Source organism: Neobacillus niacini (assembly GCF_031456445.1).
GTDB lineage: Bacteria > Bacillota > Bacilli > Bacillales > Cytobacillaceae > Neobacillus > Neobacillus niacini_I.
In genome coordinates this window covers 34,505-59,899 of record NZ_JAVDUQ010000023.1, presented here as the reverse complement: position 1 = coordinate 59,899, position 25,395 = coordinate 34,505, and the positions used below count along the sequence as shown (strand labels likewise).

The following is a 25,395-nucleotide window of genomic DNA, read 5'->3' as shown; positions in this document are numbered from 1 at the left end:
GGGGGAGAGCGGTGAAGTTTACGAAGCATTTTTCAACTGTTGATATGCACACGGGCGGCGAGCCCTTTCGAATCATTACATCAGGGGTTCCCTTTTTAAAAGGGGATACCATATTGGAAAAGCGTGCTTATTTTAAAAAATACCACGATGAGATTCGCCAGGTGTTGATGTTTGAACCGAGGGGTCACCACGGGATGTACGGCTGCGTGATCACCCCGCCGGAACGGGAGGATTCCGATTTTGGCATTTTATTTATGCATAATGAAGGGCTTAGTACGATGTGCGGTCATGGAACGATTGCAGCGGTTACTTATGCAATTGAAAGCGGGTTAGTTGCGGCAACCAGCGAGGAAACGCGAGTAATGATAGACAGTCCAGCCGGGAAGCTGACAGCCCATGCACAGTGTGAAGGAACAAAAGTAAAGTCAGTGACATTTGAAAATGTTCCTTCCTTTGTTTTTTATGAAAATTACCCTGTGGTGGTGGATGGGAAAAATTATACGGTTGATATTGCCTATGGCGGCGCATTTTATGCGATTGTTGATGCAAAGGAATTTGGTCGAAAAGTCGATATTGATCATCTGGCGACTTTACAAAAAATTGGCATGGTGATTAAACGAGAAATTGAGTCGTCCATTGAGGTCGTTCATCCATTTGAAAAAGATATCAATGGCATTTACGGGGTGATTTTTACAGATGATCCCGAGCTTGAGGATTCCGATTCGCGGAATGTGACGATTTTTGCGGATGGGCAGGTTGATCGCTCCCCATGTGGAAGCGGGACGGGTGCACGTGTAGCGCTTCTGAAGCAAAAAAGCCTGCTTCAGATAGGACAGCGATTTGTACATGAGAGTATTGTGAACAGCCAATTTGTGGCGGAAATTATAGATGAAACTGAATTCGGTCCTTATTCGGCGGTGATTCCGAAAATCACCGGGAATGCCTTTATTACGGGAATGCATCAGTTTGTTGTTGATCCAACAGACCCGCTGCATGAAGGGTTTTTAATCGGGTAAGAAAAATGGAGGTAAGAGAATGTTAGTTATTAGTGAAGCAGAAATAAAAAAAGCGATTTCGATGGAAAGTGTCATGAAGGCAGTGGAAGTGGCGCTCGTTGAATATTCCGAGGGGCGAACGGTTACACCGGTTCGCACGACAATCAGCACGTCTCAAACAGAGGGAACAGCCTTGTTCATGCCATCCTTAGTTGAATCCGGAGGAGGTCTAGGGGTTAAATTCGTCTCCGTTTTTCCAAAAAATAAAGACAAAACCATATACGGTGTCATGGTTTTATCGGATGTTGAAACAGGGGAGCCGTTAGCCTTAATGGAATCTTCAAGCTTAACGGTTTTGCGGACCGGTGCTGCTTCCGGTCTTGCAACTAAGTATCTTGCTAAAGAGAATGCGTTGGTGCTGGGGGTGATTGGGACAGGTAGCCAGGCAAGAGGATTGATTGAAGCGATTTTACATGTTCGGCCTTCGATTAGGGAAATTCGCTTATATAATAGAACGAAGTCAAAAGCTTCTGTATTGGCAGAGGAATTAAAGACTCGCTATCAGGATCAATGTCCGGAGGTTGTCATTGCGGACGATGCAGATGAGGCAGTAAGGGGTGCCGATATTATTGTGACAGCGACCACTTCAGAAAGGCCGGTTTTTTCCGCTGAAAGTGTTTCGCATGGTGTACATATTAACGGGGTGGGCTCTTTTAAACCAAGTATGCAGGAAATACCGACGGAGATTATTACGAGTGCTGCAAAAGTAGTGGTCGAATCCAGGGAAGCTGCATTGGAGGAATGCGGTGATTTAATTAATCCAATTGAAGCGGGACTTTTTCAAGCGGAGAATCTTTATGGTGAACTCGGTGAAATCATCAATGGGATGAAAGCGGGAAGGGAATCAATCGAAGAGATTACCGTATTTAAATCGGTTGGTTTGGCGGCGATGGATGTGGTCGTCGCTAAGGCGATTTATGATAAGGCTTTGGAATTGGGGATCGGTCAAAAAGTAAAACTTTAATATTTTAATAGGCGGTGTTTAAGAAATGCAAACGGAGGTTTTTACAAAAACATATTTTAATTTTATTAATGGGGAATGGGTAGAAAGTGAATCCGGTGAGGTAATTAAAAGTATTAATCCGGCGAACCGCTATGAAGTGGTCGGAAAGGTGCAAAAATCAACACTTACCGATATAAAAGCGGCTGTTGATGCGGCAAAAGCGGCAAAAAAATCGTGGTGGAAGCTTGGCGGACCGGCAAGGGGAAATTATTTGTTTAAGGTTGCCGATATTTTGGAGGCAAATTTGGATGAAATCGCCGAGATGATGACACGGGAAATGGGGAAAACCCTGCCGGAAACAAAAGGGGAAACGGCTCGTGGTGTAGCGATCTTGCGCTATTATGCAGGGGAAGGGATGCGCAAATCGGGTGATGTTATCCCATCATCTGATAGCGGTGCCTTAATGTTTACCTCCAGGGCACCTTTAGGAGTAGTCGGTGTGATTACACCATGGAATTTCCCTGTAGCAATTCCGATATGGAAAATTGCACCTGCCTTAATTTACGGGAACACCGTTGTTTTTAAGCCGGCGACAGAAGCTGCGGTAACCGCGGCAAAAGTGGTGGAGTGCTTTGAGAAAGCAGGGCTGCCAAAGGGTGTTTTAAATTTCGTAACTGGTTCAGGTTCGGTGATTGGAAATGGACTTATTGAACATCCCGATATCAATGGAATTACGTTTACAGGATCTTCAGCAACAGGGAAAAGGGTTGGGCAAGTGGCCGTCACCCGCGGTGCGAAATTCCAACTTGAAATGGGCGGGAAAAACCCGGTGATCGTTGCCGAGGATGCCGATTTGGTGAAAGCAGCAGACGCTGTGATTAGCGGGGGGCTAAAATCAACCGGCCAAAAATGTACTTGCACGAGCCGGGTGATTGTTCACGAAAAGGTGTATGATGCGTTTAAGGAATTATTACTCGAGAAAGTTCGCGGTATTAAGGTTGGTGACGGGCTTGCTGAAGACACGTGGATGGGACCTTGTGCAAGTGAGAGCCAATTAAATACCGTGAAGTATTATATTAAAGCCGCGAAGAAGGAAGGAGCCATCTTGCTTTGCGGCGGTGACCAGCCTGTTGAATCGGGTTTAAAGGCTGGATTTTATATCAATCCAACCGTTTTTGAGGGTGTTACCACGGATATGGCGATTGCCCGGGAAGAGATTTTCGGACCGGTGCTGGCGTTAATCAAAGTAGATTCGCTGGAAAAAGCGATTGAAATCGCCAATGATTCAGAATATGGGTTAAGTGCATCTATCTTTACCACCAATATTGGGAAAATGCTTACATTTATAGATGATATGGAGGCGGGCTTGGTGCGGATTAATGCCGAAAGTGCCGGCGTCGAACTTCAAGCCCCATTCGGAGGAATGAAATCCTCCTCCTCCGGATCACGCGAACAAGGCGAAGCCGCCAAAGAATTCTTCACCGCCATTAAAACCGTGTTTGTGAAAGGGTAAAGCTGACATCCTAGTTCGTAAACATATTTTGCTTTTTGCCCGCTGTTAGGAAGACATTCGATGATAACTATTTTTTATACAAAAATTGAACCAAGGTTGGGAACTGACTATTTCGTCATTTCACAACCTTGGTTTGTTTTGCAGGCTTCTTTTTTCAATAAAAATTTTTTAACATCCACTTCGGCTGTAAGAACACCTATTAAGACTAATGATGCACCCAAATATCCTTTTGCTGTCAGCATTTCGCCTGCGAAAGCAAAAGCAAAGAAAGCTGCAAAAACGGGTTCCAATGAAAAAAGCAGCCCTGTATGGGTTGGCGTCGTATATTTTTGGGCAATGGTTTGCACGACGAACCCAAATGCACTGCAAAATACACCCAAGCCAAGAACTGCAACCCAAGAATCCAATGTACTGGGCAGTTGAGGTTTTTCCACAATCAAGGAAAATAATAGTCCCCATGCTCCGGCAAAACCAAGTTGTAAAATTCCAAGAGAAATTGAATCGACATCTTTTGTTAGTTTTCCGGTTACAATGATGTGAATTGCATAAAACAATGCTCCTATAATACATAAAAAGTCTCCAAAACTGATGATGAATTGATGATGTAAGGTTAAAAAACCAATACCGATTAAAGCAAAACTAATCCCAAAGAGAATACGTTTCTCAGGCATCCTTTTTAAATAAAGCGCTAATAAGAGCGGGACAAAAATGACCGTTAGACTAACTAAAAATCCTGCATTGGAAGCAGTCGTCGTTTTTATTCCGAATGTAATCGAGATAAATACAAAAAACAAAATAGTCCCTAAGTAAAAAGCATATTGGATCGTTTTAAAACCCGCATGAAGCAAGCGTCGGAAAAAAAGGGTTCCGGCTAAAATAAAGGCGATGCCGAAACGTAATGCGATTAGAGTAAATTCAGGGATAACGGTGAGACCCATTTTCATAAATAGATAAGACGAGCCCCAAAAAATGGTTACGATTAGTAACATAAAATTTGCTTTTGATTGAGTCATCATTTCGTTCCCTGCCTTTTTAAATATTTAACTGTTCAGAATTTAGTTGCTTATTACGTAGTATACAGGTAAATTAAAGATAAAAAAAATGAATGTTATTAATGGTTTACTTGAAAAAAATTCATATAAGGAGGGGATGAAGGTGTGTCACTTGTTAAGTTTGAGATTTTTAGTACGATTGTAGAATTAGGAAGTTTGACTGAAGCAGCGACAGAACTAGGGTTAACCCAGTCAGCTGTCAGTCATGCAATAGCCAGTCTAGAATCAGAATGGGGGTTTTCCATTCTCATTAGAGGTCGGACAGGTATTCAGTTGACGAGTAACGGTGAATTTGTCTTGCAATACATCCGTGACATTTTAAAATGCAATGAGCAAATGATGCAGCAAATTGCTAGAATCAATGGATTAGAAGTCGGAACCGTTCGGATTGGTACCTTTTCGAGTGTTTCAATTAATTGGCTGCCTGAAATCTTAAGGCGATTTAATGAATCCCACCCTTCCATAGAGATTAAATTGCTGGATGGGGATTATGAGGAGATCGAACATTGGGTCTCAAGCGGTGCTGTTGATTTTGGATTTTTATCGTTACCCACAGTGAAGTCATTGGAGGTGATTCCACTTAAAAAAGATAGAATGCTCGTAATTGTTCCGGATCATCATCCACTCAATCAACAAAAGGTGGTTAGTTTTCACCAGATCAAAGAAGAATTGTTTATTATGCCAACGAAAAGCTGTGATAATGACGTAAGAAGGATATTAAAAGAAAATAATGTGACCCCCAACATCAAATTTGAGTTGGAGGATGACCAAGCGATTATATCCATGGTGCAAAATGGATTGGGTATCAGTATCCTGCCCGAAATGGTCTTAAACCGGGTACCAAATAATGTCTGCGTTCTTAGCCTGGAAGGGGATTATTATCGCTCGATTGGTATCGCCGTGCCTTCATTTAAAAACATTTCTCCGGCGTCAAGAAAATTGGTTAACTGTATTCAATCGTATTTAACCCTTTCGAATAATAGATAAAGAGCTTGGATTTCTGACTCCAAGCTCTTTACCTATTTGAAATTATCAAAGTGTCCGCTCCAGGTGCCAAAATCCCCATATTTGTCCATGAATAGCAACAGACACCGTATGAAAAATTTTCTTATGCGCTGACGGTTACATCCGATTTATTTGCTTCTGTTTCACTTTCTGGGTGGAACTCGTTTTCCATTTTTGAAACGACAACCGTTGCTACACCGTTTCCGATTAGGTTGGTAATCGCACGTGCTTCGGACATGAAGCGGTCGACACCTAGCAAAAGGGCAATCCCTTCAACCGGAATAACCGGAAAAGCTGAAAGGGTAGCGGCAAGGGTAATAAAACCGGAACCGGTTACACCTGCTGCACCTTTTGAAGTCAGCATTAAAATTCCAAGCAAAGTGATTTGGTGCCAAATCGTAATATCTACATGATAGGCTTGTGCAATAAAAATTGCTGCCATTGAAAGATAAATTGCGGTACCATCCAAGTTAAATGAATATCCCGTTGGAACGACTAGACCCACAACAGACTTTGAACAGCCGTATTTTTCAAGGCGTTCCATCATTCTTGGTAATGCTGATTCAGAAGAAGAAGTACCCAATACTAATAAAATTTCTTCTTTGATATATGCGATGAATTTTAAAATATTAAAGCCGTAAAACTTTGCTACAGCCCCTAAAACAAAGACGATAAAGATAAACATTGTAGCATATACACTTCCCATTAATTTTCCAAGCGATACTAAAGAGCCAAGACCGAAATTACCGATCGTGAATGCCATTGCACCAAATGCTGCAACCGGAGAAAACTTCATGATAATATTAACAATTTTAAAGAAGATTTCCGTAAAGTCCTCAAACAAGGCAACAACCCGCTTGCCTTTTTCTCCAAATGATGCAAGAGCTATCCCAAAAAGAACGGAGAAGAATAGAATCGGAAGGAGCTGTCCATTTGCCATAGCTGCAACAAAATTATCCGGAATAATTCCTAAAATGAATTCGACAAATCCGTGACTGCTTTCCTTTGCCTGCTCAGTAAATTGGGCAACATCACTGGCTTTCGCACCGTGTGTATCAAAACCGGAACCGGGTTTAAGGATATTGACAAGCAATAAACCAATTCCCAAAGCAAAAGTAGAAATAATTTCAAAATAGAGGAGTGCTTTACCGCCAATTCGTCCAACCTTTTTCAAATCTCCCATATTTCCAATTCCAATGACAATCGTGAAGAATACAATTGGCACGATGACCATTTTAATCAGCTTGATAAAAATATCCGCCAAAACTTTTAGTTCTGACCCGAATTTAGGAAACAAGAAACCAACAATGACTCCGAGAAGAATACCTGTTAAAACTTGAACCGTTAAATTTTTAAAATTAATCTTCTTCATCGTTACACCCCTTTTTAAAAATTGTTATCGCTTTCATTCCATCTATCAATATCATAATAGAAAATTCAGAAAAGATTGGATTTTGGTCATATTGGTCTTATTGTTCCTTTTGTTATCTAAAAATTCTTGGAAATAGTGTTTATTCAATTTACTATACTGATAAAATAGGTGATGATAGGATTAGAGTATTTTAAAAACAGGGGGGAACTGCGTTGTTTCCATTCAAGGTAATTTTAGTAGAAGATGATCCAATGGTTCGGGAAGTTCACCGCCAGTTTATTGAAAGATTAGAAGGTTTTACAATTATTGGGACTGCTGCAAACGGGCTTGAGGGTCTGACATTAATAAAAGAATCCAAGCCTGATTTAGCTATCATCGATATCTATATGCCCCATGTTAATGGCTTGGAAATGGTGAGAGAATTACGGTCAGAAAATTTATTGGTTGATGTAATCGCCATAACAGCCGCAAATGATATTGAAACGGTTCACCGTGTCCTCCAGCAGGGGGCGGTTGACTATATTATGAAACCCTTTACGTTTGAGAGAATTAAGAAATCTCTAGAAAACTATAAAGTATATCGCATGAAATTAGAGGAAAAAGATTCCCTTGGACAGGATGAGCTAGATCAGCTGTTATTTTTAAAAAATAAAGAAGAGCAAGAACCCGAGAACCTGCCGAAGGGGTTAAATCCGAATACTTTGACTAAAATTACAAACTATCTTTCTCTTCAAAAAACACCTGTTTCTGCTGAAGAAGTAGCTGAAGGCATTGGAATCGCCCGGGTAACAGCACGCAGGTACCTCGATTTTTTAGAAAAAGAAGGCAAAGTGAAAATTCATGTTCATTATGGAGGAGTCGGTAGACCAGTTAATCGGTACGGAATTTAGGATTACAAGGGTTTGAGAAGGGGAGAACATCGTGGAAGGGCTTGTATATAACAAACTTTCAAAGACAAAGATCCGCCTACAAGCCGTGATTACCTTAATGGTATGTGTCGTGGTGGTTTTGGCATTTCTTGTTACCGATCTTTTAATTACCTACAGGATTTCGAGCCAAACGGAGGAAAATCAAGCAGATAAAGCAACCCATATTGCAAAAATTGTCGCCCAGACCCCGCTTGTGATAGATGGACTCACCGGCAAAGCGGATGAAAAGGAAATCCAAAGGTTTGCAAATGAAATTAGGCAATCCACACAGGTTGATTTTATCGTAGTTATGGATATGAATGGAATCCGTAAATCTCATCCGAATCAAAACGAAATTGGCAAGCATTTTGTTGGAGGGGATGAAAAAGCCGTTTTAAAAGGACATGAGCATGTTTCGATTGCCAGAGGGACATTGGGAGTGTCATTACGTTCGTTTATTCCTGTTTTTGATGAAAACCATGAGCAGGTAGGGGCAGTTGCTGTCGGGATTTCTCTGGAGAAAGTCAATCAAGCGGTCAAACAAAGCCGAAATATTATTTTTATCGGAACGATTTTCGGAATTTTGGTGGGAATCATCGGTGCGCTGTTTTTGGCAAGAAAAATTAAAGAGATTTTATTTGGTCTTGAACCCAGTGAAATCGCCAAACTCCTTGAAGAACGAAGTACGATGCTCCAATCTACGAGAGAAGGGATCCTTGCGGTCGATCAGGAGGGCAGAATGACATTAGTCAATAATGAAGCCATTCGACTCTTTGAAAAAGCAGGAATTCAGGATCCGCCGCTAGGGAGAAAAATTGACGGGTATTTGCCTAATTCAAGATTGACCACTGTTTTGAAATCAGGCGAGCATCATTATGATCAGGAGCAGGACATCGGCGGGGTTACGATTATAACGAATCGGGTTCCTATCATCGTGAAAGGAAAAATTGTCGGTGCGATTGCAACTTTCCGGGAAAAAACGGAGATCAAGCAGTTGGCGGAACAATTAACTGGGGTTAAGCTCTATGCGGAAGCATTACGAACCCAGTCGCATGAATTTATCAATAAATTACATGTGATTTCCGGGTTAATTCATATAAAAAATTACGAAACAGTTTCCTCATATATTACCGATCTTGTTGATCATCAACAGACAGAAGTGAACTTTGTTGTCAGCCGCTTTAAGGATCCAGTTTTAGCAGGATTTCTTTTAGGGAAACTGAGCTTTGCCAGGGAAAACGGCTGTGAATTGACCATCGATGGGGAAGGGATTATAGCCGAACCACGCCGCCAAGAGACAACGCACGAATTAGTAACCATTCTTGGAAACCTGATTGATAATGCTTTAGATGCTGTAAAGGATTCGATGATTAAATCGGTTACACTCAGGTTTGATTATTACGAGGGTCAGCTCGTATTTGAAATACACGATACCGGAAAAGGAATGGAGGAATCTGCAGTGGATCAACTATTTATTAAAGGATTCTCCACCAAAGGGCAAGATAGAGGTATCGGCTTATATTTAGTGAAGCAAAGTATTGAAACCCTAAACGGCACCATTGAAGTCATTTCAACAGAAGGCAAAGGTACCACATTTATCCTCTCCATGCCCTATCAAGGTAAAGAGTAGGAGTAGTGTCCACTGGATACGGACGAAAACGGGAAAAGTCCACCGGCTTTGCCTGACACTGTATTGTAATACCGTATTGAAAGGAGGGTCCCACAGATGGAAGGGAAGTGGCTGATTGCGGATCGGGATTTGAATGAGCGGGAGGGGGTGAAGTGGTGGTTGAGGACGTCTTCGATTCCGATTACGAATATTTTTTTAGCGTCCGATTATCAGGAGTTTATTGTTATATTTGAGCGAGAAATTCCGGATGTAGTCGTGATGGAGCTGGATATGATTGGCAGGGAAGATTGGTCTTCTTTCCGTGAGTTGATGCAAATCTATGATCCTGTCCTGGTCCTCACTAGTGCCGAGGCGACCTTTGAAAAAGCACGCCTAGCGATTGATATGCAAGCCTTGGACTTAATGATTAAGCCTTTTTCAACCACAAAAGTAAACTCTGCCTTTCAAAAGGCATCGCGGAGTATTGGGAAAAAAAATAATTCAAATGGCGCCCACCATCCCAATTCCTATAAAGATCTATCCTATGAAGCCCTATTTATTTCACAATCCGGGTCAATTGAGGACTATCATATCGCAGCCTTTAAAACGGAAAATATCGAAACCATTGGCATTTTAAGTTCCTTTTTGTCAGAATATCCGTTTAAAGACTTGCATGGTGTCTTCGCTCTCAGTGATTTGGTTGTCCTGTTATTTCAGGAATCCTGTCTAAATATAACGGAGCAATGCCAAAAAGCGATGAGAAGGTGGGATGAAGAATTCTCTGAGCCCCTTGCCATAGTGGTTTACACAGGGAAAAATCCAGCCGAGACGCTAAACCAAAAATATCTTCAAACACAGAAAATGCTGGAATTCACTTATTATAAAGGCTATAAACAGGTAGTCGAATTCGAATACTCGCCGGACTGGGTGCATATGGATCCATTTTTAACCCCACCCGATCAACGGACTTGGATTGATATGCTGACCAATTTTGATTTGGAAAAAATAAAGAAATGGCTTTATGATGAATTTCTTCAACTCCAAAATCCATATCCAGACCCGGGTTTGGTCAGAATCAGGCTGACAAGTATTCTCGCTCAAATCAGGAGGTACATGCAGACCTATAATCTAGATAACCAGCCACAATATGAGCGTGAATATCGTTATATTTTCAATTCGATTTTATATGATACGGTGTTATATCGGACGGTTCAGAATTTGATTTTATTTATTCAAAAAATCTTTATTGGGGCAGAAGCCATTTCACGGAATTTTAAACAGGACCCAATCGAACGGGGAATTGCTTATATGGAAGCTAATTTTTCGGAAACGAATTTGAAGCTGGAAGTTGTCGCACAATATGTTGACCGAAATCCGTCCTATTTTAGTCATCTGCTGATTTCAAAAACGGGAAAAGGCTTCACTGAAGTACTGGCAGGAATTAGAATGAAAGAAGCAAAACGACTTCTCATTGAGACAAGAAAACCAATTAAGGAAATTTCCTTACTTGTTGGCTATCAAAATACTAATTACTTTAGCAGAATCTTTAAAGAAACAATCGGCATGTCTCCAAGGGAATTTCGATTAAATAAAGCGGAAAATTTGAATATTGAATGAGAGAATTCTGGAACTGTTAGGAGTATAAACCATATACAAAATAAGCGGCACTGAAAGTTCCCTGGAAACCAAAAAGGGTAGAATCCCCCTTGAAATATAAGGGTTTCTGCCTTTTTGGGGTACAACCACATGCCTGTCATGCTAAACATTAATGAATGTATTGAGCAGAGCCGTCTCTGCAAAGCAAAGTCTATGTTTCTGATGGATTAAATCGTTGGTCAAGTCCTTCAGGTCTGATCAAGACACCCAAGAACTAAATAACTAAGTCAAGGAAGTACTCGCTACTTTTTGACTTAACCAAACACCCAACGCTATTAAATCTTTAGCTTGATACTTACTCGTCTTTAGAACAAAGCCCACATTTCTAACTAGCTTTTGTACGAGCTTGTAGTAACAAAGATCTTTGCAATTCCTGAGAAAACAGAGTAGGTTCACTTAAAATCTCGCAACACAAAAAAACGCTACCCTTTCCAATATATTACAGAAAGGATAGCGTTTTTTTGCTTTGGTTGTAATGACTTGCCTTGCTGGGTAGGAATATGGTACTACCCTCTATTAAAAGAGATTGAAGATTTTCGATATTAAGTAACAAACTAGAGTTAAAAATGCTAAAAATGAAAAGTTGTATATACTAAACCTAATTAAGTACATTTTACTTTTCCAAGGATCGTTCTTTATAAAAAGCTTATAGGAGATCACGCTAGCCAGAGAAGCAATAATCGTACCAAGTCCGCCTAAATTAACTCCTAATAATAAAGGTTGCCAATCCATGCTGAATTTTGATAAAAAGATTGCAGCAGGTACATTGCTTATAAGTTGGCTTAAAAATATGGAACTGAAATAGATGGATGTGGGACTTTTCAGGTTTTCATTTGCAAATGTGTGCACCACTACAAGATCCGATATATTTCCTATAAAGATAAAAAAGCATATAAAGGTAATAAGTAATAGATAATCGATTTTTCTCAATAATTTTATATCAAGAACACATACTGTTATCAATGTTATAAGGAATGCAAGTTTGTAACTAATAACACCAAGTATGGATACTGTTATGATGCAAAATACAATTCCCCATACAGCTGTTTTTTTTCTATTTGCCATAGGAGTAAATGGAAGCTCCATTTCTAGTTCTTTACTTTTCAATCTATGATTAAGAATATATAACAGAATCATTCCCAGCACCGCTAATAAAAGGACGGTTGTAAAAAATTGCATCGGCTTAAGCCCATAATAAGAAAATATGAACAAATTTTGCGGATTCCCCATAGGGGTTAAACTGCTTCCAATATTCGCAGCAATGGTTTGAAGTATGATGGTATCCAACATGTTAGCTTCTGTTATTTTACTAATAATAAGGGTCAAGGGTATAAAGGTTATTAATGCTACATCATTCGTTACTAACATGGAACTAAAAAAGCATAATAAAATCAGGATAATCGAAACTCTTTTGCTATTATTGCATTTATTCAGGATAGCAATTGCTAACTTATCCAATAGTTTCAAATCTTCAAGGGCCTTAACTGCGAGCATAAGATTAAATAAACTAAATACTACCTTAAAATTAATATACTCCAGTTTTGGAGTATGGATGAAACAACTCATAATTGCTAACGCAAGTGATATTGTAAATACAATGTCTTTTTTTAAGATTCCAATTTTCAAGTGCAGTTTTTTTTCACTTTGCACAAAGGTATATTCTTTCATAATTCCCCCCATTCCGTTTTAACATAATATCATAAAGACTTTTATAGTTCATTAAAAATAGGAAACTATATATAATAAAATACTCAATGAATTTCGAGGAGCCTGTCACCAAGGGATTATTATTTCCTTTGGTAACAGGCTCTTTTTGTCTTTTTTTAAGGCTCTTTTCGTTAACTTTGTTGCTTTTAAGGCTTAATAAGGTTCATTTACTAAGTTTGTAGGCAATTTTCGCAAATATTCATACGAAAAGATGCCACGAAGCATATAGTTATACGGGTTGATGAACTTATACGAAAAACAACAATCTATGCGAAAATAGCCTTTTTTAAAAATAAAAACTAATGATAATACCGAAAGGTGGTAATTGGTGGTTTCTGTTAGTTATGCTGCAATAGAGTTAGGAAAAAAATCCGACCAAGAATTGCTGACCTTTAAGGCGTGTTAAGCACATTGGGCATTACACCTATTATGGCTGCCCTTCGTTCAAAATCATTTTCAATCTATGAAGAGGCTGTCAATCAAATTGAAAATAAGTTACCAGGTTTGACCGAAAGGGAACGAAAAATTAATCGTAAATATTCAAAAAGCATCGTAACCCAAATGATGCATTCTCCTTTAATTGGAATGAAACAGATAGTAGCTACTAATTCAAACCAAAAGGAAATTTTGGACCTTATTATTCAACTTTTTTCTTTAGAAGAAGAAATAGACAAGCAGCGTAAAATCAGAAAATGTAATTCAAAGCCAAACTTAGACTTATTCAATGTATTACATCCTTTTACTACCTTCGGGAATATTCCCGTCCACTCATGAATAAATCTGGAATAAAATGAATGATATGTATTAGCAAAAGATGATTATATAAAAAGGTATTAGGGGTGATTTGCAATGGAAAAGAAAAAAACGTATAAAAGCACTTCATATAGTGAGATTATGAAATCGCTTAACTCATCAAAGAAAACTCAAGATATGAGTTCAAATCCTGATATGTATATACAAATGGTTTTGGAAGAAGCAATGGTTACCCGGCAAATTACGCTCCTAGAGGAAAAGATTAATGATGCTCTTGTATCAATGGATAAGCCTTTATTTCTTGAATTATCAGCTAAGTATGAAAAATTAAGACACCAACAACAAATGTTAATTGAAAAAGGTAGGCATATATTAAATAAACTATGAATATTGCTACTTTATTCTAGCACAAGTATTATATACAATTTAAAATATTTTGACTGAATTATCTGAAATAAAATTACATTAAATTTATTTTATATTAATATTGATTTTTAAATAATTTTAATTTTTAATAGTTATATATCATATTTAAGTGCTATCAAGAGTATTAACGGGATGAAAAAAATGACTAAGGAGGAAAAAAATATGGACACTAAAGACACTACTAACATTGGAAAGTGCCCGTTTCACCATGGCGGTGCAACTTCTAACAAATCTAGTAATATGCCAAATAGAGACTGGTGGCCAAACCAGTTGAACTTGAATATTCTTCATCAGCATGACAGAAAATCTAACCCTATGGGAGAAGAATTTAATTATGCAGAAGAATTTAAAAAATTAGATTATTATGCTCTTAAGCAGGATCTTAAAGAGCTTATGACAAACAGCCAAGATTGGTGGCCGGCTGACTATGGACATTATGGTCCATTCTTTATCCGTATGGCTTGGCACTCAGCAGGTACTTATCGTACAGGTGACGGCCGTGGTGGTGCCGGAACTGGCAATCAGCGTTTTGCTCCACTGAACAGCTGGGCTGATAACGGTAACCTTGATAAAGCTCGTCGACTGTTATGGCCGATTAAGCAGAAGTATGGCAACAAGATCTCTTGGGCTGACTTAATGATTCTAACTGGTAATGTTGCGATAGAATCAATGGGCGGCAAGACATTTGGTTTTGGAGGCGGACGTGCGGATATTTGGCATCCAGAAGAAGATATCTACTGGGGTTCTGAAACTGAAATGCTTGGTGATAACCGTTACACAGGCGATCGTGACCTTGAGAACCCCCTAGCTGCTGTTCAGATGGGTCTAATTTATGTGAACCCTGAAGGTCCAAACGGTAAACCAGATCCGCTTGCAAGTGCTCGTGACATTCGCGAGACATTTGCACGTATGGCAATGAACGATGAAGAAACAGTAGCACTAGTTGCTGGCGGCCATACATTTGGTAAGGCACACGGTGCAGGAGATGCAGCTCATGTTGGTCCAGAACCAGAAGCTGCTCCAATTGAAGCACAAGGTTTAGGTTGGTTAAGCACATACGGCACTGGTAAAGGTCATGACACCATCACGAGTGGTATTGAAGGTGCTTGGACTGCTAATCCGACACAGTGGGATAATGGTTACTTTGATCTATTGTTTGGATATGAATGGTGGCTTACAAAGAGTCCTGCTGGGGCATATCAGTGGCTTGCTGTAAATCCTGATGAGAAGGATCTTGCACCGGATGCAGAGGATTCATCAAAACGTGTTCCGACGATGATGACCACTGCGGATATGGCATTGCGTTTTGATCCAGTATACGAAAAAATTTCTCGTCGTTTCCATGAGAATCCAGAAGAGTTTGCAGATGCTTTTGCTCGTGCTTGGTTCAAACTAACACACCGTGACATGGGTCCTCCTTCAAGATATCTTGGCCCAGAAGTTCCAGAAGGAGAGCTTATCTGGCAAGATCCTGTACCAACTGTTGATTATGAATTAACATATAATGATGTAGAAAAAATTAAAACGATGATCCTAGACTCAGGCCTTACAATTAGCGAGTTAGTCACAACTGCTTGGGCTTCAGCAAGTACCTTCCGTGGTTCAGATAATCGTGGTGGCGCAAATGGTGCCCGCATCCGTCTTGCTCCACAGAATGATTGGGAAGTGAATCAACCGGAACAACTTACAAAAGTGCTTACTATACTAGAAGACATTCAAAGTCATCTAGATAAGAAAGTCAGCCTGGCTGACTTGATTGTACTAGGTGGTAGTGTCGCAGTAGAGAAAGCTGCTCAAGATGCAGGCTTTGACGTAACAGTTCCTTTTACCCCTGGACGCGGCGATGCAACACAAGAGCAAACGGATGTTGAAAACTTTGCAGTGCTAGAGCCAATCGCTGATGGTTTCCGCAATTATCAGAAGAAGCAGTTTAATGTAAGTTCAGAAGAGCTTCTAGTAGACAAAGCACAACTGCTAAACCTTACTACACCAGAAATGACTGTACTTGTTGGCGGCATGCGTGTTCTAGGAACAAATCATGGTGGTACAAAACACGGCGTATTCACTGATCGTGTTGGTACACTTACTAACGACTTCTTTGTTAACCTGCTTGACATGGGAGTTGAGTGGAAGCCTGTAGAAGGTGGTATATATGAAGGACGTGACCGCAAGACAGGTGAGGTAGTGCGTACAGCAACTAGAGTTGACCTAGTATTCGGTTCAAACTCCGTTCTACGTGCCATTGCAGAAGTTTATGCTCAAGACGATAACAAAGAGAAGTTTGTGTGTGATTTTATAGCTGCCTGGGTAAAGGTAATGAATGCAGATCGTTTCGACCTTAATTAACGGCACCTACGGGTATTAAAGTAACAAGCCCTATGAAGTTGTTAAATATTATCTATGTTATCCCTAAGAAGACCGACAATTATTAGTCGGTCTCTATTTTAGTGAAAAATCAACATAGAAATTAAATTACCTAATTTGATCCATATAATAGTGCTGTTATCTAATTTGGATGACAGCATTCGTGTTTTAAAAGGGTAATTATTTTAAATGTTGTGGAATCGCTTTTAGATAAATTACTCCTATAAAATCTAAATAAATTGTATCTTTCTAAAAAAAGTATAGATATCATCCGAAAATTTTTATTTAAACACCCCCAATTTTAAAAAATATTATCCTTTTTCTAATGTTTTATTCGTATTTTTCAGATGATTCGATTTATATAATGAAATCAGAGTTAAACATTAACTAAGGGGTGTAAATAATGACGAAAACATCTGAAAAAAGAGTGATTAAAAATTATAAAGGCACTGAACTACATGCAAAAGGCTGGATTCAAGAAGCAGCACTTCGCATGCTCTATAACAACCTTGATCAGGAAGTAGCAGAAAGACCAGAAGATCTTGTTGTATACGGCGGAATCGGGAAAGCAGCTCGTAACTGGGAATCTTTTGATGCCATTGTGAAAACGCTTTTAGAACTAGAAGATGATGAAACAATGTTAGTTCAATCAGGAAAGCCAGTAGTTGTTTGGAAATCGCATAAGGATGCACCACGTGTATTACTTGCGAACTCAAACCTTGTACCTGCATGGGCAAACTGGGAGCACTTCCACGAGCTAGATAAAAAAGGCTTGATGATGTACGGTCAAATGACTGCAGGAAGCTGGATCTACATCGGAAGCCAAGGAATTGTTCAAGGAACATATGAAACTTTCGCAGAGCTTGCTCGTCAAGAGTTCGGCGGTTCATTAAAACACACCATCACATTAACAGCTGGCCTAGGCGGTATGGGTGGTGCACAGCCACTTGCAGTAACAATGAACGATGGCGTATGTATCGGCATCGATGTCGATGAGTGGAGAATTGATCGTCGTATTGAAACTAGATACTTAGATGTAAAAACAAATGACCTTGATGAAGCATTGAAAATAGCGTTTGAAGCAAAGAAAGAAGGAAAAGGGCTTTCAATTGGGCTTATTGGAAACGCAGCAGAAATTTTACCATTAATGATTGAAAAAGGCTTTAACCCAGATGTATTAACAGACCAAACATCTGCACATGATCCACTCAATGGATATGTACCAGTTGGCTATTCATTAGAAGAAGCTGACAAATTAAGAAAAGAAGATCCAACATTATATGTGAAACTTTCAAAACAAAGCATGGCAACACATGTAAAAGCAATGCTAACAATGCAGCAAAAAGGTGCAGTTACATTTGACTACGGTAACAACATTCGTCAGGTAGCAAAAGACGAAGGTGTTGAAAATGCATTTGATTTCCCTGGATTTGTTCCAGCTTACATCCGTCCATTGTTCTGTGAAGGGAAAGGACCTTTCCGCTGGGCAGCATTATCTGGTGATCCAGAAGATATCCGCAAAATTGACGAAGCATTGCTTCGTGTATATAAAGATGATGAGCATCTTTGCAAATGGGTTAAGATGGCACAAGAAAGAATTGCATTCCAAGGTCTTCCTGCACGTATTTGCTGGCTTGGATATGGTGAAAGAGCGCGCTTTGGTAAAATCATTAACGACATGGTTGCTTCAGGCGAAGTTTCAGCTCCAATTGTTATCGGCCGTGACCACTTAGATGCTGGTTCCGTTGCTTCTCCAAACCGTGAAACAGAAAGCATGAAAGACGGCAGTGATGCAGTATCTGACTGGCCAATTCTAAATGCAATGATCAACGCAGTTGGTGGAGCAAGCTGGATTTCCTTACACCATGGCGGCGGCGTAGGCATGGGTTATTCACAGCACTCTGGTATGGTTATTGTTGCTGATGGTACGAAAGAAGCAGAAGCACGATTAGAGCGCGTATTAACGACTGACCCTGGTATGGGTGTAGTCCGTCACGCGGACGCCGGTTATGAGCTTGCAATTAAAACAGCGAAAGAAAAAGGCATCAAAATGCCAATGTTAAAACAAGACTAAGACCAGACTGAAAGGAATTGAAACGAATGAGTAAAGCACTTTTTATCAGAAATGCTTCTCAGCTCGTTACCTTACAGGGGAGCTCAAAGGCTCCCCTTGTTAAGGGTGCGATGTCTGAGCTTAGTATAATTGAAAACGGAAGCGTTTGGATTGAAGATGGAGTCATTCAGGCGGTAGGAACGGATGAAGAGTTAGCAGCGAAGTATGGTGCGCGTTTGAGTGAAGCGGAAGTCGTAGATGCGACCGGCAAGCTTGTGACGCCGGGACTGGTTGATCCACATACACATGTAGTGTTTGCGGGCAGCCGCGAAAACGAATTTAATATGCGTCTTCAAGGGGCTACCTATATGGACATCATGAATGCCGGCGGCGGGATTCATGCGACAACAAGAGCAACGCAGGCGGCCAGCCATGAACAGCTTTTTGCAGAAAGCTATGAGCGTTTAAATCAATTTTTACGTCACGGCGTTACAACAGTTGAAGCCAAAAGCGGCTATGGGATGGAATGGGCAACGGAGTTAAAGCAGCTTGAAGTAGCAAAAGAATTAAACGAAAAACATGTGATTGATGTGGTTTCTACATTCATGGGCGCACACGCTGTGCCAAAGGAATATAAGGAAAATCCAGAAGAATTTATTGATTTACTAATTAATGAAATGATTCCAAAAGTAGCTGAGCTTGGCCTTGCGGAATTCAATGATGTTTTCTGTGAGTATGGCGTATTTACACCTGAACAATCCCGCAGAATTTTAGAAGCAGGTAAGCGACACGGGTTGCTTGCAAAAATTCATGCCGATGAAATTGAACCTTATGAAGGTGCAGAACTTGCCGCAGAAGTAGGAGCGGTTTCTGCTGACCATTTACTAAAGGCGTCTGAAAAAGGCATGAAAGCGATGGCGGAAAAAGGCGTAGTTGGTGTCTTACTTCCAGGAACAGCTTACTTTTTAATGGCCGAGTCTGCGAACGGACGGAAAATGGTTGATTTAGGTGTGCCTGTTGCGCTTTCAACAGATTGTAATCCAGGTTCATCGCCAACCGTTTCACTTCCATTCATTATGAGCCTAGGCTGCTTAAAAATGGGCATGACTCCTGCCGAAGTGCTTGCGGCAACGACGATTAATGGGGCGCATGCCATTAACCGTGCACAGGAAATCGGAAGCTTGGAAGTAGGTAAAAAAGGCGACGTAACGATTTTTAATGTTCCAAACTATATGAAGCTTCAATACTCCTATGGTGTAAATCACGTTGACACGGTTGTAAAAAATGGTGCAGTGGTTGTCAAGGGAGGTCAGCTTCATGAAGAGCTTCTTGTATCCAAAAATTAATCCACACACCTTTACATGGGTAAGAGCGGAGGGGCGTGCTCCGGAGAAGGTTCACGAGTGGATTCAGCCATTGACAGCTTCGGCTGATCCTGAAAAATGTAAGTCCGCTGAAGTGGTGGTGGTTGGGGTACCTTTGTCACGTTCATCCATCAGTGCTTCAGGTGCTTCTGAATTTCCGGATGCCTTCCGTCGTGCTTGGAAAGGCTTTACGACCTACAATTTGGACGAAGATATTGATTTAGCTGATATGTCTGCATTGGACGTGGGGGACGTCCCTATGCATGTCACCGATATTCACCGCTGCCATGAAAATATTATTGAGGCTTCGGAAGCTCTTCACAATCATTTTGTTAATTCAAAGGTTTGTGCCATTGGCGGGGATCATTCGATTACGGCAATGATGGTGAAGGGACTGCATAAGGCAAAGCCGGGGGAGCGAATTGGAATTCTTCAATTCGATACCCATTTTGATTTACGGGATATGAGCGATAACGGACCATCGAACGGAACGCCGATGCGGAATTTAATTGAAAGCGGTGTTGTGAACGGATCGGATATGTACAATATCGGCTTGCACGGCTTTTTTAATACAAAAGATTTGAAAGAGTACGCCGATGCACATGGCGTTAACTATATTACCCTTCGCAATGCACGGAAAAAGGGCATTGAAGCAACTGTATTGGCTTGCTTGGAAGAACTTGCTGCGAAGGTGGATACAATCTATTTAACGGTTGATATGGATTGCCTGGATATTGCTTATGCACCAGGCGTCCCAGCATCAACTCCGGGCGGACTGACTTCAGCGGAATTACTTGAAGGCGTTCTCGCTGCTGGTAAGCATCCAAAGGTAAAGGCCATGGACATCGTCTGTCTCGACCCAATAAAGGATTCTGCAGTACAGCAAACTGTAAAAATGGGCACACATGTATTCCTTACTTTCCTAAGCGGTGTCATGCTTCGTTAATTTTTCACAAAGTACCTGTCGATAGACAGAGTGTAAAAAATGTCCACCTGGGGGTGGACATTTTTTATATCGTTTTATATGGTTTTATTCGTTTGGTTGATGACCACCGGTTTGACGGCCTGTGATGGCATGTTGGCAATGAATACACCTAGTAAAACTAAGATTCCTCCGAAAATTTGGGCAGGAAGAATCTGATCCCCAAGAATAAAATGGGAGGCGATAATAGCGACGAAGGGCTGGATATTCATGAACATCGAGGCCGTTCCGGCTCCGACCTGTGCTACACCGCCATTCCACCAAAAACCTGCCAATCCCTGAGCCAGGATCCCTGCAGAGATTAACAAAATCCACATGACAGGCGAGTGGCTGATAACAGACCCGCTGACGAGGTTTTCCACTCCGGCAGCCGGGATCATGATAACACTGCCAAGTACAGTAGCATAGACCGTTATGATATAAGAATTTAATGTTTTCGATAATCGGCGGATATACAATAAACTTATCGATAAACAAAGCATGGCAACGAAAATATTTACATCTCCAAATGATACCCCGAAGGAACCCCCGGCAACACCGATAATGGAAAATACCCCAATCAAACTAATTAATGCTCCCAGCGATTTTTTCAGTGTTAATTTCACTTTGAAAATAATCCGTTCCAGCAGAATGGTAGCAATTGGCGCCAGTGCAATGATTAACGAAGCATTAGCTGGTGTTGTGTGATGGAGTCCCGTAAAATAAAACGTTTGGTTTAAAAGTGTCCCAAAAATCCCCACACCCATTAATGATTTCCACTCCATCGCGGTTGGTTTTCTAATTCCCTTATGAATGAGTGCAACCACGATTAAAAATAGCGAGGTAAAACAAATCCGAACCGTTGACAAAAAAACAGGCGAGAAGCCTTTTAACAAGTAAGCACTAACTGGATAATTACAACCCCATAAAATCGAAACGAGAAACAAGCTGATTAATGCTTTCGATTTAAGCATCGACATGATGGTGAACACATACCTTTCCACTATAGTTGGATTTTAAACTGTTACTCATTATAGCATGGTATTTCGGGAAGCTAAATAATTTTTTTTAAAACTTTTGTATTTTATGAAACTGCCATCTAAACATTTTTTACATAAAATAATAGTAGGAAAAAATCCACTCAATTTTGGAGTTGAAAAACATGAGTAACCAGGAGGAATTTATAAAGGCAGAAGGAACAGTTTTTCCTGGAAAAACCTATAAAGAGGAACTGTTAATGCCTGTTTTTAATGACCAACGGGATTATTTATTCGATTCAATGTTTGATATTCACCGGGCTCATATTATTATGCTGAAGGAACAACAAATCATTAGCTCTGATGAAGCAAAGAGGATGTTAACGGGAACGAATAAAGTAGCCAAAACGGATTCTTCCCTCTTAACCTACAGGGCAGAGTACGAAGATTTATTTTTCATGATGGAAGCGAAAATCGCTGATGAAATTGGGCCGGAACTGGCTGGGAAAATCCATATTGCTCGTAGCCGAAATGATATGGGGGTGGCGATGTATCGGTTGGTGCTGAGGGAACACTTTTTAAAGCTGTTCACCTCCTGTTATCAGCTCAGCGAAACTCTCTTAGAACAGGCTGAACAGCATGCAGAAACCAATATAACAGGGTATACGCACACACAGCCGGCTCAGCCTACGACACTAGGACATTATTTTTTGGCGATTTATGATGTCCTCCAAAGAGACATCAAACGCTTATGGTCTGCCTATGAAACCGTCAACCGGTCGCCACTTGGAGCAGCTGCAATGACGACGACAGGATTTCCAATCAGCAGATCACGGACAGCGGAACTATTGGGGTTTGATAGAATGGTAGAAAATTCCTATGATGCCATAGCGGGAGCGGATTATTTGCTTGAAACCGCCGCAGCCTTGATGACATCCATGGTCAATACGGGTCGGTGGATACAGGATTTCCTCCAGCAGGTAACGAGGGAATATGGAACATTCACGGTTGCGAATCCCTACGTGCAGGTGAGCAGTATCATGCCGCAAAAGCGGAATCCCGTTTCAATTGAGCATTCACGAGCACTTGCCAGCAGTGCTTTTAGTGAGGCACAGGCGGTCATGAATATGATTCACAATACACCTTTCGGGGATATCGTCGATACGGAGGACGATTTGCAGCCCCATCTATACCGAGCATTCAATAAGGCGAACCGTGTGATGAAGCTGATGTATGCCGTCATTTCCACACTTAAGGTTAATAAGGAGCATGCTAAGGAAATGGCGGGAAAATCATGTATTACAATTACGGAATTGGCGGATACGCTTACACGGGACTACGGGATTGGATTTCGTCAAGCACATGAAATCGCCAGCTTCATTGCGAAAAAAACAACCGACGCGAGAAAAGAATTATCGGATTGGAAGATAGAAGAAATGAATAAAATGATTCAAACTTTTGTGGATGTAAAAATTTCAGCGGAAGCGTGGAATAACATCGTTTCACCGGAGTATTTTGTAAAAGTCAGAAGCATTCGCGGGGGGCCTAGTCCGGGGGAAGTGAAAAGAATGCTGGAAGTAAGGAAGGAACGCCTAAAAGAAGCCATGGAAACATTTAGGAATGTTGTCCGTAAAATGGACGGAAAAAGGAAGCGCCTGCGTGAATATTCCTTCTGAGTTCCGCGAAAAAAGTTTTTTACTTTCCTAGAAAAATAACCTTTTATAGAAGAAATAATAAAGATAAAAAATAAACAGGAATGTCTAAAGAAGAGACATTCCTGTGTTATGAATTTAATTTTGTAAAGTTAATAAAAATAGCGACCGATAAACCGGCCTTGTTATTTGCCGCATAAGATAAGCGGATTCGGTAGGTTCGGTCATTCTTTTTGTATTCAAGAATTTAATGATCGTACTGGCATTTCTTATTCCAACACCATGGCCATAATACTTGTCATCACCAAAATAAATCACGTTTTCAGCACGCCAATGAGGCTGCTTTGGATCAAAATCGGGATTATTGAAGTGGAGAACATCACCCGGTATAAAGTCAGTTCCTTCTTTTGGAAAGACGGGAAGGTCTTCATCAAATTGCCAATCAAATAAATATAACCTTTTAAAATACCGATTAAATAACTCCGGTCCAATCGTATAAAGGGTGGCAATATAGAGTACAATCGCGATGGCAGTCGAGCACTCAAACGCATAAAGTTTCCCATTTTTCAAAATATCAAGTATGGCTGTGGAGGGTGCTGTACCGCTTTTTAACAAAAATCCCCCATTTGGCAGACGCTGCCAAAACTTTTTATTCGGAAAAGCATAAGAAAAGGTGGTAAACTTTACCCCGCTTTTATTCATTTGTTGTGCTGCTTTCATCGTGTTCTCTCTATACACCAGTTCAAATTTCAATTCATCCAACGATTGATACTCGTAGGTCTCCGTTAACGCTGCCATTTGTTTGACAATGTTCCGTTGTTCTTTATCCTTAATCAAGTTATTAAGTTCTTCAGACTTAACAAGCTTTCCATTTACTATTATCATAAAAAATCACCCGCCTCCGAGCATCATCCCTTCCTAAAAGATATGAAATGTTATTAAGATAAGTGCATGAATGTGAATTCATTTACTTGGTGCATGTCACTAGAATCACCGTTTGAAAGGTTCCGTTCATTTCACAATTCCTTCTTTTTTAAGGATTTTGATTGCTTGTTTTGCGCGGTTTTTGTAGGAGTGAGGGGAGACGGTTTTGAGTGCGTGCTGGCTGATGGCTTTACATTCTTCCGGGTGTTTTAAGTAATATTTAACCAATTCGAGGGTTTGCTCTGGACTCGAAGAAACAATAAGGTCCTCTCCAGGTGTAAATAATTCCCTGACTCCTTCGGTATCGGAAGTAAGTAAAAATCCCCCTGAAGCCAATATTTCATAGGTTCTTTGCGTAACCTGTGTTTTATAGTTTTGCGGTCCAATAATCATTTGGGCAGAATTATACACCTTATAAGCGTCCTTATATGGTAAATAACCATGAATCCAATTCTTTGGAATTTCTACACCAAGAATATCACCCATTTTATCCCAATTTTGCCCCCAGAAGTCAATCCGAATATTTTCTTCCAATAATGGCTTGATGAGCGTTTTGAGCGATTGGTTTCGATAGTGATCAGGGGACTGTGTCAGTACCTCAGGATAGGCATTTGCGACAACGGCAATAGAATATTTGGTTTTATAATAGGAATTAGGATAATGGATGCTGGGTTCGTACCCAAAATCTAAATGTCCCGCGCGGATTCCTAGTTTTTTATAAAACTTTACAAGAGGCTCACTTAACGTAAACACAAAATCAGGTTTCATTCGTAAAATAAGTGGTAAGGAAAAATCCAAAGTAAAATGGGGGTCCTCAACAGCCCAGTAAATATGGGGAATACCGGAAGCTTTTATTTGCTTTGCAATTATATCCTGTTTCCATTCGTTGTCATTTTCCTTCCCCCATCCTTCAGAAAAAATAAGATCAGGTTTAAAGCGTGAGATTAAACGTGAAACGGTATTCTCACCTATTTTCCCAGAAACCAATAATTTATGTCCTGCTTCCTTAAATCCGTTAGCTAACCCATACATTAATAATTCATTACTATCGATAAAAAGAATTCTCAAGTCCGTTACACCGCCTTGTTTTTCTACCATTAT

General features: G+C 40.4%; 20 protein-coding genes and 1 pseudogene. 14 read left to right on the top strand and 7 right to left on the bottom strand.

The annotated features are described in order from the left end of the window. The first annotated feature begins 11 nt into the window (after positions 1-11). The 3 genes from J2Y67_RS17815 to gucD are packed head-to-tail and all read left to right on the top strand — an operon-like array spanning position 12 to position 3,511. Positions 12-1,016 carry a proline racemase family protein gene (locus J2Y67_RS17815; protein ID WP_310176190.1) on the top strand — a complete coding sequence of 335 codons (1,005 nt, stop codon included), beginning with the start codon at positions 12-14 and terminating at the stop codon, positions 1,014-1,016. 19 nt (positions 1,017-1,035) lie between these two features. After that, complete coding sequence (locus J2Y67_RS17810) at positions 1,036-2,019, top strand: NAD(P)-binding domain-containing protein (RefSeq protein WP_310176189.1); 984 nt, start codon at positions 1,036-1,038, stop codon at positions 2,017-2,019. A gap of 25 nt (positions 2,020-2,044) precedes the next feature. Continuing rightward, positions 2,045-3,511, top strand: coding sequence for an alpha-ketoglutaric semialdehyde dehydrogenase GucD (gene gucD / locus J2Y67_RS17805; protein WP_310176188.1), 1,467 nt, complete (start codon positions 2,045-2,047; stop codon positions 3,509-3,511). 107 nt (positions 3,512-3,618) lie between these two features. On the opposite strand, the gene J2Y67_RS17800 is transcribed toward gucD, so the two are convergent. After that, positions 3,619-4,527, bottom strand: a complete 909-nt coding sequence (locus tag J2Y67_RS17800; protein WP_310176187.1) for a DMT family transporter — start codon at positions 4,525-4,527, stop codon at positions 3,619-3,621. A gap of 141 nt (positions 4,528-4,668) precedes the next feature. Here J2Y67_RS17800 and J2Y67_RS17795 point away from each other — a divergent pair, with 141 nt between their 5' ends. After that, positions 4,669-5,550 carry a LysR family transcriptional regulator gene (locus J2Y67_RS17795; protein WP_310176186.1) on the top strand — a complete coding sequence of 294 codons (882 nt, stop codon included), beginning with the start codon at positions 4,669-4,671 and terminating at the stop codon, positions 5,548-5,550. 121 nt (positions 5,551-5,671) lie between these two features. Here J2Y67_RS17795 and J2Y67_RS17790 read toward each other — a convergent pair whose 3' ends face one another. Continuing rightward, a complete protein-coding gene (locus tag J2Y67_RS17790) occupies positions 5,672-6,940 on the bottom strand; it encodes a dicarboxylate/amino acid:cation symporter (protein ID WP_310176185.1) in 1,269 nt (422 codons plus the stop codon). A gap of 212 nt (positions 6,941-7,152) precedes the next feature. On the opposite strand from J2Y67_RS17790, the gene J2Y67_RS17785 reads away from it, so the two are divergent. The 3 genes from J2Y67_RS17785 (at position 7,153) to J2Y67_RS17775 (ending at position 11,074) form a co-directional block, all read left to right on the top strand. Further along, complete coding sequence (locus J2Y67_RS17785) at positions 7,153-7,830, top strand: response regulator (protein WP_310176184.1); 678 nt, start codon at positions 7,153-7,155, stop codon at positions 7,828-7,830. 31 nt (positions 7,831-7,861) lie between these two features. Beyond that, a complete protein-coding gene (gene dcuS / locus J2Y67_RS17780) occupies positions 7,862-9,478 on the top strand; it encodes a DcuS/MalK family sensor histidine kinase (protein WP_310176183.1) in 1,617 nt (538 codons plus the stop codon). A gap of 96 nt (positions 9,479-9,574) precedes the next feature. Beyond that, on the top strand, positions 9,575-11,074 hold the full coding sequence (locus J2Y67_RS17775; protein WP_310176182.1) for a helix-turn-helix domain-containing protein: 1,500 nt from the start codon (positions 9,575-9,577) through the stop codon (positions 11,072-11,074). A gap of 264 nt (positions 11,075-11,338) precedes the next feature. Here J2Y67_RS17775 and J2Y67_RS17770 read toward each other — a convergent pair. Continuing rightward, positions 11,339-11,528 (bottom strand): annotated as a pseudogene (locus J2Y67_RS17770) (IS4 family transposase); the annotation flags it as partial. Positions 11,529-11,629: 101 nt separating this feature from the next. Further along, a complete protein-coding gene (locus tag J2Y67_RS17765) occupies positions 11,630-12,781 on the bottom strand; it encodes an SLC13 family permease (RefSeq protein ID WP_310176181.1) in 1,152 nt (383 codons plus the stop codon). A gap of 438 nt (positions 12,782-13,219) precedes the next feature. On the opposite strand from J2Y67_RS17765, the gene J2Y67_RS17760 reads away from it, so the two are divergent. The 6 genes from J2Y67_RS17760 to J2Y67_RS17735 all read left to right on the top strand — a co-directional run bounded on the left by J2Y67_RS17760 (position 13,220) and on the right by J2Y67_RS17735 (position 20,726). Continuing rightward, the gene (locus J2Y67_RS17760) at positions 13,220-13,594 is read left to right on the top strand and encodes a glutamyl-tRNA reductase (protein WP_310176180.1); all 375 of its coding nucleotides are present in this window, start codon (positions 13,220-13,222) and stop codon (positions 13,592-13,594) included. Positions 13,595-13,669: 75 nt separating this feature from the next. After that, a complete protein-coding gene (locus tag J2Y67_RS17755) occupies positions 13,670-13,960 on the top strand; it encodes an IDEAL domain-containing protein (protein ID WP_310176179.1) in 291 nt (96 codons plus the stop codon). Between the two features lie 201 nt (positions 13,961-14,161). Further along, a complete protein-coding gene (gene katG, locus J2Y67_RS17750) occupies positions 14,162-16,345 on the top strand; it encodes a catalase/peroxidase HPI (protein ID WP_310176218.1) in 2,184 nt (727 codons plus the stop codon). A 421-nt stretch (positions 16,346-16,766) separates the two neighbouring features. Further along, the gene (gene hutU, locus J2Y67_RS17745) at positions 16,767-18,437 is read left to right on the top strand and encodes a urocanate hydratase (RefSeq protein ID WP_310176178.1); all 1,671 of its coding nucleotides are present in this window, start codon (positions 16,767-16,769) and stop codon (positions 18,435-18,437) included. Positions 18,438-18,463: 26 nt separating this feature from the next. Then, positions 18,464-19,762 (top strand): imidazolonepropionase, encoded by a 1,299-nt coding sequence (gene hutI / locus J2Y67_RS17740; protein ID WP_310176177.1) that lies wholly within the window; start codon positions 18,464-18,466, stop codon positions 19,760-19,762. Next, a complete protein-coding gene (locus J2Y67_RS17735) occupies positions 19,734-20,726 on the top strand; it encodes an agmatinase family protein (protein ID WP_310176176.1) in 993 nt (330 codons plus the stop codon). The genes hutI and J2Y67_RS17735 overlap by 29 nt, the downstream gene beginning before the upstream one ends. A gap of 74 nt (positions 20,727-20,800) precedes the next feature. On the opposite strand, the gene J2Y67_RS17730 is transcribed toward J2Y67_RS17735, so the two are convergent. After that, positions 20,801-21,745 carry a DMT family transporter gene (locus tag J2Y67_RS17730; RefSeq protein ID WP_310176175.1) on the bottom strand — a complete coding sequence of 315 codons (945 nt, stop codon included), beginning with the start codon at positions 21,743-21,745 and terminating at the stop codon, positions 20,801-20,803. Between the two features lie 158 nt (positions 21,746-21,903). On the opposite strand from J2Y67_RS17730, the gene argH reads away from it, so the two are divergent. Continuing rightward, positions 21,904-23,394 (top strand): argininosuccinate lyase, encoded by a 1,491-nt coding sequence (gene argH / locus J2Y67_RS17725; protein WP_310176174.1) that lies wholly within the window; start codon positions 21,904-21,906, stop codon positions 23,392-23,394. Between the two features lie 114 nt (positions 23,395-23,508). Here the strand turns inward: argH and J2Y67_RS17720 are convergent, their stop codons facing one another. Further along, positions 23,509-24,255, bottom strand: coding sequence for a protein-glutamine gamma-glutamyltransferase (locus J2Y67_RS17720; RefSeq protein ID WP_310176173.1), 747 nt, complete (start codon positions 24,253-24,255; stop codon positions 23,509-23,511). 126 nt (positions 24,256-24,381) lie between these two features. Further along, complete coding sequence (locus J2Y67_RS17715; protein WP_310176172.1) at positions 24,382-25,392, bottom strand: CgeB family protein; 1,011 nt, start codon at positions 25,390-25,392, stop codon at positions 24,382-24,384. Positions 25,393-25,395 lie beyond the last annotated feature (3 nt).